This window comes from Ensifer sp. NM-2 (genome assembly GCF_003024455.1).
GTDB lineage: Bacteria > Pseudomonadota > Alphaproteobacteria > Rhizobiales > Rhizobiaceae > Ensifer > Ensifer canadensis.
The window spans coordinates 1-10,519 of the sequence record NZ_PVZR01000049.1 but is presented as its reverse complement, the minus strand read 5'-3'; the positions used below and the strand labels follow the sequence as shown (position 1 = coordinate 10,519).

11 protein-coding genes and 2 pseudogenes are annotated in these 10,519 nt (G+C 57.6%); 6 read left to right on the top strand and 7 right to left on the bottom strand.

What is annotated here, in order from left to right:
• Positions 1–124, bottom strand: a 124-nt coding sequence (locus tag C6558_RS38580; RefSeq protein WP_256372002.1) for a winged helix-turn-helix domain-containing protein, incomplete at its 3' end; no start/stop codon positions are given.
• A 678-nt stretch (positions 125–802) separates the two neighbouring features.
• Between C6558_RS38580 and C6558_RS38575 the strand changes: the two genes are divergently transcribed.
• From C6558_RS38575 to C6558_RS38560, 4 genes and pseudogenes are all read left to right on the top strand, one after another.
• On the top strand, positions 803–2,620 hold the full coding sequence (locus tag C6558_RS38575) for an FAD/NAD(P)-binding protein (protein ID WP_158269016.1): 1,818 nt from the start codon (positions 803–805) through the stop codon (positions 2,618–2,620).
• 731 nt (positions 2,621–3,351) lie between these two features.
• A pseudogene (locus C6558_RS38570) lies at positions 3,352–3,986 on the top strand (TetR/AcrR family transcriptional regulator).
• Positions 3,987–4,006: 20 nt separating this feature from the next.
• Positions 4,007–4,417 (top strand): LysR substrate-binding domain-containing protein, encoded by a 411-nt coding sequence (locus C6558_RS38565; protein WP_107028832.1) that lies wholly within the window; start codon positions 4,007–4,009, stop codon positions 4,415–4,417.
• 7 nt (positions 4,418–4,424) lie between these two features.
• On the top strand, positions 4,425–5,198 hold the full coding sequence (locus tag C6558_RS38560; protein WP_107028831.1) for a YbfB/YjiJ family MFS transporter: 774 nt from the start codon (positions 4,425–4,427) through the stop codon (positions 5,196–5,198).
• Here the strand turns inward: C6558_RS38560 and C6558_RS38555 are convergent.
• The 5 genes and pseudogenes from C6558_RS38555 to C6558_RS38540 form a co-directional block, all read right to left on the bottom strand.
• Positions 5,083–5,574, bottom strand: a complete 492-nt coding sequence (locus tag C6558_RS38555) for a type II toxin-antitoxin system YhaV family toxin (protein WP_107028830.1) — start codon at positions 5,572–5,574, stop codon at positions 5,083–5,085. The genes C6558_RS38560 and C6558_RS38555 overlap by 116 nt on opposite strands.
• 1 nt (position 5,575) lies before the next feature.
• Entirely contained in the window at positions 5,576–5,911 is a 336-nt protein-coding gene (locus C6558_RS38550) for a type II toxin-antitoxin system PrlF family antitoxin (RefSeq protein ID WP_107028829.1), read from the bottom strand.
• 45 nt (positions 5,912–5,956) lie between these two features.
• Positions 5,957–6,109: a hypothetical protein gene (locus C6558_RS40490; RefSeq protein WP_199197124.1), complete on the bottom strand. Its 153-nt coding sequence runs from the start codon at positions 6,107–6,109 to the stop codon at positions 5,957–5,959.
• A 243-nt stretch (positions 6,110–6,352) separates the two neighbouring features.
• Positions 6,353–6,712, bottom strand: a pseudogene (locus tag C6558_RS38545) (chromosome partitioning protein ParB); the annotation flags it as partial.
• Between the two features lie 187 nt (positions 6,713–6,899).
• Positions 6,900–7,550, bottom strand: coding sequence for a plasmid pRiA4b ORF-3 family protein (locus C6558_RS38540; RefSeq protein ID WP_371412338.1), 651 nt, complete (start codon positions 7,548–7,550; stop codon positions 6,900–6,902).
• Between the two features lie 159 nt (positions 7,551–7,709).
• On the opposite strand from C6558_RS38540, the gene C6558_RS40170 reads away from it, so the two are divergent.
• Positions 7,710–7,916 (top strand): hypothetical protein, encoded by a 207-nt coding sequence (locus tag C6558_RS40170; RefSeq protein ID WP_158269015.1) that lies wholly within the window; start codon positions 7,710–7,712, stop codon positions 7,914–7,916.
• An 866-nt stretch (positions 7,917–8,782) separates the two neighbouring features.
• Here the strand turns inward: C6558_RS40170 and C6558_RS38525 are convergent.
• Positions 8,783–10,042, bottom strand: a complete 1,260-nt coding sequence (locus C6558_RS38525) for a hypothetical protein (protein WP_210205729.1) — start codon at positions 10,040–10,042, stop codon at positions 8,783–8,785.
• Between the two features lie 117 nt (positions 10,043–10,159).
• On the opposite strand from C6558_RS38525, the gene C6558_RS40565 reads away from it, so the two are divergent.
• A partial coding sequence (locus C6558_RS40565) for a hypothetical protein (RefSeq protein ID WP_210205728.1) occupies positions 10,160–10,519 on the top strand: 360 nt, incomplete at its 3' end.

Below are 10,519 nucleotides of genomic sequence, written 5' to 3'. Positions count from 1 at the left end.
CGACCGTGCGCGGCTCGACGAACACGCCTGGCGGCCATGCTGCTTCGATCAGTTGCACACGCGAACAGACCTGGCCCTGCTGGCGCATCAGCAGCACCAAGAGCTTGAATTCGAGAGGCGGCAGGTGCTTGAGGTCTGATGTATCGATTCATGAGGCTCCAGATTTCGCTGGTCGGGAGCTTGGTGATGTCTCGGGCGCAGCTATGAGCTGACGCCTGAACCTTGGAGTAGGATCAGAGAGCATTTGACCGGAAATCAATAACATAGCCGTAGTTACAAATCGCCATCGTTGCACCAATTACAACTGTAGCGAATTACGTTTTGAAAAAAACTGCGAGCACGTCTATATTGAAACTCATCAAATCACAAATGATTAAGTGGTTCTGATGGGGTTTTTAATAAGTTACTTGATGACAACGCAATAATACCATAGTCAGAAATTTGTATGTGATAATTGTATATGTATTTATTTTAGTGATCGTGTGTCGGTGGACTGATTACTCCTCCATTCCTCCCGCCGGTTCACCGGCACACGGGCTCACATCGCTGGTTTTCACGAGCAGCGACGACCACAGCCGCAAATGTTTGTTCTGTGATGTGTTCGAGATGTGAAGATGATGGTCGACTTCGAGAAAATTGCCCGCGAGTGCTTTCCTCACTACGTCGTCAATACTGGCTTCAGGCCTTGGCTCAAAAACGAATTTGGTGAACGCTTTCTACCACTCATTACCTGCGACCAGCGGGATCGTGGCGTTTGTTTATGGCCGCTACGGCATTTTCACTTCTATTTTGGATTTTCAATATGGCGAAATTCGAGTTTTTCTCCGCACCTGAGCGACAATCTCCGAAGTCCGTTGCCGTCGTGGGTGACGGCCCATCGGCCTTGTATTTCCTTAAGCATATTGTCCAACATTGCTCGTCTGATCTGCAACTCACGTTTTTCGGCCAATCCGGTCGCATGGGGGGCGGCCTGTGCTACGACGCTTCCTTCGTAGGGCGTGAGAGTCTGGCAAATGTCGCCTGCCAGGAAATCCCAGATCTGCATATACCTGCGCATGAATGGTTCTTGCGACAACCCGAAAGCTGGTTGCTGGAGCATGGCATCGATAGGCAAGAGATCGGACCAACCTATGTTCCGACGCGCGACGTTCTTGGACAATATTTCGATGGGCAGTTCCGGTCGCTGCTTTTCAGCGCGGTCAAGGCGGGCATTTCGATCACGTGCCAGCGCCAGACCGTCGTGAAAGATCTCGTGCCACTCGGCGGTGGTGTGAATGTCGTTTATCGTTCGGCGGACGCGGACGCGGACGAAACGCTTTATTTCGATTATGTCGTGGTGGCGTCGGGATGCTCCGATCCCGGCAGGGATAATCCTGCGACCAATGTTCTGCCGTCTCCATGGCCGGTTTCGAGGCTCGAGGGCAAGTCCGCGCGCAACATCGGTGTAATGGGGTCGTCGCTTGCTGCTGTCGATGCCTGCCTTGCTTTGGCAAGAAAAAATGGAACCTTTCAGAGGGATTGCGAAGGGCGGTTGACCTACGCTCCTCACCCGGTTGCGGAAGATTTGAAAATCGTCATATACGCGCCGCGGTGTCTGCTGCCTTTGGTGCGTCATCGCAGCGAGTTTCAGCGCTTTTCGAGGCACTCTTATATCAGTGACGCCGAAATCCGGATGCATATGAAGGACAATGGCGGTCATCTCTCAGTCGACTACCTGTTTGAATACGTGTTGAAGCCCGTCCTGAAGGTCAAGGCGCCGGAATTGCATGCCGAAATCGAGTTCCTGGGCCTGGAGGCCTTTGTCGCGTCCATTGAGGACCGCTGGCACAGAGACGATCCGTTCGCGCTCTTGCGAAAGGAATACCTCGGTTCTGTGGCCACCATACGCGACGATGGTGCCCGTCGATGGATAGAGGTCGTTGCCAACATTGCGTACACTTTGAATTTCCATATGCGCGACCTCGTATCGTCCGAGATGATGCGTGTGCGGCAAAGCCTCACTCCCCTTGTTACGCATCTGCTAGCCATGCTTCCGCTGCGCTCGTGCGAGCAACTGTTGGCCGTTCATGAGTCAGGGTGCCTGACCCTTGAAAACGCCGGGGCTGACATCGAGGCGAAGGATGTCAAGCAGAAAAACAAGGCGTCTGTCGCCTTTCGTGGTCCGCAGGGAGATGACAAAAAGAAACGCATCCATGATCTCATCGTAGACTGCCGCGGCCACGAGGCGATGGACTTAGGTGCGTTTCCATTCCGGACGCTGGTCGGTACCGGTGTTGTGCGGCCGGCGCGCCTTACAACGGGCGCCACAGATACAGAGGATCGCCGAGTGGAATTGGGCGGTATCGACGTCGATTCCGGTCTTCATCCGATGTCGAACGATGGCAAATCGTCACAGGTCATCTCCATTCTAGCGGCGCCCGCCATTCATGGACTTTATCCGCACAGTCCCGGCCTTTCTCTCTGCAACGAGCTTGCTCGGATCGTCGCTGGCGATCTGCAGCGGAACGTTTTGCCGCAGAAACGACAACTGACGCCGGTTGGGATAAGCTGGAAAGGTGCCCTCTATGGACACCCTGGTTCGGACAACGACACAGGAGCAGCGCCGAACGGGAACGGTTGACGCTGGTCATCTCTGAAAAATAGAACAGTGGCGATACAGTCCTCATCCCATCACCGATATTTCCAGAATAATTTGAGCGCGGACGTACGCAGGGAAATTTGTCGGTCGCTTCCTCACAAGTTCACTAATCGCGGTTGTCAAGCTGGTTGCCAGTTGGCGTCGCGGGTTAGGCTCCTGGTTCTCTTCGAGGCCAGCATTGCAGCCGCCTCGTAATTCTGGATAGGCTCAGTCGACCAATCTGCTGATCGCGGTTACCTGGATGATACGGCACTAGCATTTCTGGGATCGGTTTTGACTGCTCCACCGTCCTGACCGGTCGATTCCTCTGGTGTCAGCGAGCGACCGCGCGTATTTCGATCACCCAAGCTCATTCGGCTCCGGCTCCGCAAGCGAATTCGTCCAGCTATCTTGCACCAGAACCTACCCACAGTCCTTCAATGCCATGCGGCCGGTTTCGAAGAGATCGGCGGCAGTGCCCTCGTCGATCTGGCTCGTCACTAAATCGTTCCAAGACGAAGGGCAAGGTCGAGACACCCGCGGTCCTTTCGCAACATCAAAAATCTGACCGCCCAGCTCCAGCATTGGCTGGACGTGTTGCCAGTTCAAGGGTTCATGCCACGACTTTTGCGGTCAACGGACCCTTCGCCAGAGAGGGATTTCACTTGCCGCCGCTGCCTTTGGCTCCGTTCCGCTCCGTTCTCAAACTGGAACGCCGCATCTCCCGCGAAGGCATGGTCAGCGGCGGCGGTAAGCGTACGGATGAGAGCCAGGCAGACATTGCCGGACAAAATCCACGGCGCACGCGCGCGGACGCGCAGAGAAGTGAAGACGCTGTGCTTGAAGCTGCGAAGGCAGTCTTTGCCACATCCGGTGTGGATGCGCCGGTGCGGATTTCGCGACCAGGGCAGGAGTTGGCATTGCCACTCTTTATCGCCGTTTCCCCAAACGATCCGACCTGGTGGCGGCGGTGTTCATGCGCGAGGTCGATGCGTGTGCAGCAGCAGCCAACGCGCTTGTCGCAACGCGAGAGCCGGTAGCAGCACTGACCGAGTGGCTACTGCTATACACCAGTTTCCTCGCTACAAAGCAGGGACTGGCGGCGGCTCTTCATTCCGGCGAATCCGCGTTCGCCAGCCTGCCGGACTATTTTCGAAGCCGGTTCGAGCCGGCGTTAGCGATATTGCTCGCCGCCGCCGCCAATGCCGGTGAGATACTCGACGACGTGGTGGCTTATGACCCGCTTCGGGCGATCGGTAATCTTTCCATAGCATCCGGGGAGGGCGGAGCCGCGCATGCTAAGCGAATGGTCATGCTGCTGCTCGATGGGCTACGGTATGACGCTGACGCCAGGTCACGTAACCGGTGACCCTTGGGTAAGTGTAAGTTCTGTTTCGAGAAGAACTGGTGCTGCTCCTTCCGCCTGGTCACCCTGAGCTCCATCAAGCGGACGAGATTAGGACGACGGCTCTGGCTGCCTTTGCGCCAGGCTGCACCAACCGCATGCTGGCCGAGGAATGGCTGACCAGTTTCGGCACGCAAAAGGCGGACTTCGCGGTCCAGGAGGTGCGGTCCTATCACGCGATGTCCGACTGCCCCGCCGCGGGTTCCTGTATCAGCATCATGCCGCGCAGCGTCGTCGATCTCATGCGTCACCTCGGCCCGGTTGAGGAACAGCCGCTGATGAAGGTGGACACCTATCTTGCCTGCCGGCCGGGCTTCGATACGCCGGCCTTTTCAGAATTCCGCAAGACGCTGGCTGCATTCTCTGACATCGCGGATCAGGGCCACGAACAGTAGGAACGAGATGATGGCGACCATTGCCGCCGCTCTTGTGCTGGTTATCGGAATGGACTTCGGTCGTTTCGCCTTTACCGGCCTTTATCCACCCATGGTCGCTGATCATCAGATATCAGTCGAAGGCGGCTCATATGCGGCATCGGCCGACTATGCTGGATATCTGATCGGCGCGCTTTTGGCGGCGCTCCTGTCTGGAATTCCAAGCCATAAGCTCTGCTCCGTGGCCACTGTCATGACAGTGATTACACTCGGACTTCTCGCGCTCCCCATGCCGGAATGGCTTATCGTGACCGTAAGCCGAAGTCGGCGGAAAAAAGTTGGCGACGGACGTTGCGGGAGGCGAGCGAGGGCCAGCCGGTCTTCGGTCAGATCCATGCAAATCGAGATCGCTGATGGAGCGCCCGTTTCAGGAAATCGAGGGATACGGCAGGTCGGCCAACGATGGTGCGGGAACAGGGTCGCCTATCCGGCATCGTCACCGGAAGGCCGGTTGAGGGCCATGATGAGGAAGATGAGGTCGGTTCGGTCCCGTTCGCGACAGCAACCAAGGCCAGGCCCAACCTTTCGGATGCCTCGCCGCGGTGGGGCATCCGGCGAGATGACCGCCGCCGCCGAGAGCACGGCCCGAAGGGCAACGCCCTGTCTTTCCTCGCGGAGATTATCCGTCACGATTTCGAAGGTGAGGCTTTTGCCAGTCGTGCAACGGCTTTGGAGTCGGAAGCCTGCTTGTGCAGCGCATCCCAATCGTCGGGCGGATTGCCGTCGTCCAGCATCCCCTTGAAGACCTTGTAGGCGTCCGTTTTGGAGCCATAGGTCCGCAAGCTGCTTTCGTCGTTCACCCAGGCGAAGATGATGACCTTGCTGGCGCTGCTATACCGAAAAAAGAGCCGGAAACGGCCGTTGCCGAACTTGGCGCGAAACCAGTGCTTGCGATCATCGCCAAGGGTCGAGCCTTGGCGATAGATGGCCGCTGTCGGGTCCGATGGGACCGTGGCGGTGACGAGCTGGACCAATGCCGCAAGCAGCTTGGCGTCGGCGGATTTTTGGTAGTCGTCCGGTTTCTTCGCCTTGAGCGCGTCGACCGCCTCGATCAGCTTTTCCCACTGATCGAGAAAGAGAGGGTGTGCGAGGACAGTCCAGCCATTGATCGTCAGCATATCAGATCGAGACGTCCCCCTCGATCTCGGCATCGAGATCGACCGCCATGCCCGCCGTCAGGGCAACAGCCCGGTCAAGCAGGGATTGCGGGAACGGAAGGACAGATTTCTCGGGATGCTTGGCCATGTCCCGCGCGAGAAATTCAAGAAAACGGTCGATCACGGGATCTGCGGTTTCTTCAATCTCGGCCTTCTGGACATAGACGCGACGCTGCTCATCGACGAAAAAGGCAATGCGCCCGCCATAGTCGACACCCAGCGCCTGCCGAACGGATTTCGGCACGGTGGTCTGTCCCTTGGCGGTGATGGTGCTTTCTTCTTTCAGCAGGGCTCCCATGGCGGGCCTCCATAAATCGGTCAAAAGGAATGTAAGGAATATTCCTTACGATGTCAAGAAATGACTGTGGCCTTGCTCTGCCAGCCGCATCAGCGCGGATAAGAAGACGAAGCCGCCGATGAAGCCCGCGCCGGTCTGATAGGCGAACTGCGCGGCGGTGACGCCGATCATAAAGGGCAAGGTATAGACGGTGAGCATATAGGGCCGGGACACAAAACTCAGCGATCAGCACGGCGATCCACATGGCGGCGCCCATGGTTTTCCTCCTTGACGGTCGTTCCGAGCGGTCGCGCGGCCCACGATTTTTCGGGGCGGAAAGAAAGCCGGGGCCGCATCACCGCCCCCGGCCTGCCTTCCTCATTCCGCTGCGATGGCGAAATGGTCATCATGGGCTTCCGGCGAGGATGCCGGCTCGACGGTTTCGAGGACGAACGTCTCGGCTTACTGGTCGAGCCATGCGGGGCGCGCGGGGCGCAGCATGGGCGGAAACCAGCCGGTCCCGGCCAGAAGCTGCTCGGCGGCTTCGGCCATCCCCGTCTTCTTCTTGTCCGCGATCCGCTCCGCTGCCTTGTCGCCAAGCGCCTCGCGCACGGCGGCGAGGTAATTGCTGGTCGGGCTGATTTCGAGGCAATGGGCCGTGCTGCCTCCTCGATAGCAGGTCTGCGCGGCGAGCGCATGGACCATGGCGATCAACGCCATATCCGGCTGCTCGCCAAGGGCAAGGTGCAAGCCAAGGGTGCGATGCGCGGTCAGGGCGCGAATGAGCGAGTCCGATAGCGGCTTGCCAGCATCCCCGGCATCGGCGGCGATTTCCTCCGCGCCCCATCCACGATCCTCCGCAAGCTCGCGGAAGCGCTCGAACTGGTCGGTAGGGTGCATAGGGTATGCGTCAAGTGTCCTGTTGGCGGGATAACGTTGATTCTTTTGCCTTTTTGACTGCGCCTTGCTTATTGGGTGTATTTTTGGTGTTGAAGCGCAGCCTCTCGTTTCAATCACGATGGCTTTCTCGACGGAAGCGATAGTCGCCCTTTGATGCGCGTAGTGATTTGCCAATCGCTTTGTTGATGTCATCGAGATTGCAAGCTTCCGGGTGGAACTTGCGACCTACCCACCGGCGCATGGCCTTATGTTCCTCATGGTCAGGATCGAGCCACGCGTCGAGGAAGTCAGCATAGCCTGAAGTGCCACCGACATCTTCTGGAGGTCCGGATCGTTTGCCGGCGAGACAGCGGGGATAGTTCACACCTTCCTGGCGGGCGACGCGCTCCAGGCGCAGCAGATGACGCCAATTATCACCAAAGTCGTATTTGTAGAGGATCGTGAGAGGGTTTTCCTCGGGATCGTAGGGAAAGTGAAGGTCGATCATCCTGACCTCGGTCGCCTCGAAGGTCCGGCTATCGGACAGACCGTCCTCATCGAACTCCGGGGCTGCGTAGATAAGGCTGCCAATATTGAACTGATGCAGATGGCTGATGGTCCAGCCAAAGGCCGCCTGCAGCATCTCGTGGAGTTGGGCAAGGTTGAGAGTGATTGGCAATTCGAGAGTGCGGTCGATCTTGGGCTCGATGCCGAGGATATGAACCTCGGCGCGCACAATGAAGCTGTCTGGATCGAAGGGGTCAAGCATGCCGCAGATCATGCCGCGCATTATGGTCGCAGGCAATGGATGGGGCGACGATTGACGTTCGGCGAGCGCGGCGACAGGAACTGGCAATCGTAGATGACGTCAGGTTTTTGGCCCGCGCGGGAGGGGCGCTGGCTTCACCGCGCGATCACGTTCGGCGATTAGGCGGGCATTATGACGCTTCTGCCGCTCAACCTCCGTTTCGGCTTCGAGGATGCGCTTCAGCAGGACGGCATTTTCCGTCACCATACGCCGCTCCTCGATCTGCAAGACCTGGATCAAAGAACGCTGCTGGGCGAGTTTGTCTTCCCAGGCCGCGAGCTTCTCGGGATGATCTTGCGATCGCTGGTGCGACGCAACTCATCGATCATCGAGCGATGATTGGTGTAGATAGCGTTGCGGCCGACACGCACCTCCTGTGCGAGCGTGGCAACGGTCAGACGGTAGGATCGCTTTTGCAGGTCCGGGTGTATAGGCAGTCCCTTCACCAGGCGCTCCAGAGCCTCCCGCACGCAGGCGTTTTTCGCGCGGCGTCAGCGCCAGTGTTTTGCTGGGTTTACGCGCCATCGCGACCATCCTTTCCATGATCGAATTCGCCAAGGATGCGATCGCATTCGGCGACCCGTGTTTCCGCAACCCTGCGGCTGACCGGGTCCAGCCCGGGGGTGATCGAGTAGATTGGCATTGCGATCGCGCCGCGCCTCCCAGACCGGTCGATGCCTGGCCGTGACGGCAAAGTTGGCGCAGGTGAGAGACGTGCTTTCGGTTCTGAGCACCGGGTTCGGCCCCGCTCGTCACCGAAGCAGGCAGCTGTTTCGATGCGGTAGACACAATAGCCCCAATCACAGACACCGAACCCGAGCCAATAACTAGCGCCACGTTGTGATCGACTAAATACCTTCCGCTGAAGCCGTTTTGCTTACCGTGAGAGAGGTCACGGTAAAGGGAAATCAGCGCCCTTCAGAAGGAACATTCTTCATTGCCGCAGTGGTTAGGATGGCAGGATATAGATAGCTGTAATTTCTTTCGCTCCGGTATGACCTTTCGGACCGGCCTTGCCGAGAAAAGCTGTCCACACGTATCCAGCGGATCGGTATCAAGATCGGCTCCTTCTGGAGCTGCGCATTCGGGTGGAAGTGGAAAATGGATACTGAGGGCACAACAGTCTTATTGATCAATTTGGGCTCTCCTATTCCAAAACTATCTATCCCGTCGTCCTATCCGTTTCGTCCCTCCATCCTGACAAATCAGGCGATCTTGCCCGCAACAATGTCGTCACAGATGCCGTCCCAGGTCTGTTGCATCTCCTCCGCCGTCTGGTCGATATAAGTGCTGAAATATTCCAGCTTGGAAAGCGGTTTGAAGGCCGGGATGGATTGAAGCGCGGTGTAGTATTTCATGGCGGCACTCTTCGCATCGCGGAAATCTCCGGGCCCGTTGACAAAGTCGTCACGCATCGTCGAGTGCTTGATCCGGCTATATGCGGCGGCGAATTTCTCGCAATCATCGCCGGCATACTCTGTGCAGAAGTCAACATAGGCCAGCAGCTCGTAGAATTCTCTATGGTGGTTTTCCAAGCGCTTGACGAAAGCGTCATATTTGTCGTCGGAGGGAAGAGAGTTCAGGTAGCGGGCATGAATTTCCTCTGCGGGGTTCTTGCAGCCGTTGGCCTTAAGAGCGGCCTTGGAGAGGATGTACTTCACGATCGTCGGAGTGATTTGCAGCGCGGAGTGGTGCGAGTGGGTATCCAACCAGTCCTGATCGATGATGGTCGTCTTGCCGTCATTGTCCTTGCCCATGAGGCCTTCGCCCGCTACGCCAAGCTCCGTAACACCGGTGAGTGCTCCCTCATTCGTCATGTAAAGCCTGTTCTTGGCGAACGCAGCCTTGCCGGGCACGTTTTCCTTCACCTGGCCCTCAAGCGATTTGTGGGGCTTGCTGCCTTCGATCGAAATGAGCCCCGAGCCCAGGATGCAATCGAATTCCGCGTTGCCGCACAGCACCTTTCCGGAAATTGAACTGCGCCTGAGGTCGCGAAAGGATGCCTGGTGGTGGCCGGTCGTCCCATGCACATACATGCCGGAAAAGTAATGCGCGATGGGGGCGGGAGAAGCCGTCATGAAGACGTGGCAGAAATATTTCCAGGTCTCGTAGTAGGCGGCATTCGACTGCTTTTCCAGTTGCTCCGGCTTGGAATGCCACGCCGCCAAATGTCGCATCCATGGCCACGCTGCGCGATTGGTCATGAACACCTCGTCATCCGAAACGCGTGAAGCGTCCTCACCTGCGCTTGCTCTCTCGATCAGCGCACGGACACCGCAGCGCAGATAACCTGCGTCCGTACGGGCGCGACCGGCGAGTGTCGTGGCGGCAAAATGGATGAGATTTTGTTGGAAGTAGTCGTTCTGTCGCTCGAACGCGCTGACGCCCTTGGGATAGATTTCGGCCGGCGTTTTATTGAGCGCTCGCGCAGTAGCTGCGATGACGATGCGCGCGAGATCCGGCAAGGCGTCGGGTGAACCAGTCATTGCGGCAGCCTGCACGATCTCCGGCTTGAGAGGAAAATAGTTGGGGCCGGGCCAACGCGTATCGTAAGCATGGCGCGTTGCCATCGAGTGACCCGGATGACGGCTGACATTGCCGAAGGTGCCGGCATATTCCTTGACCGTTTCCGGGATGAATTCAAAGCCGGAAGGATCGGTTTCCGAATGGCGGGCAAAGGCGGCGGAGCGGCTTCCGATAGTGGCCTTGTCGATTGCGGATGGCCCCATGCCGGTTACGAGAATACGAGCATCGGGTTTGAGGCTCCCGTCGTCGCGCAAGAGACCATGCTTGGCGTAAAAAGCCTGGATGTCGTCGAAATTGGCTTCACCGAGATAGGTGAGGGGAAGAAGTTCGTCCGGAACCGGGTCCTTCATGGTCGTACCTTCGGCGATGACAATATGATCGAACGTGTGTTCTTCCTCAATCCCAGTACCAACTTT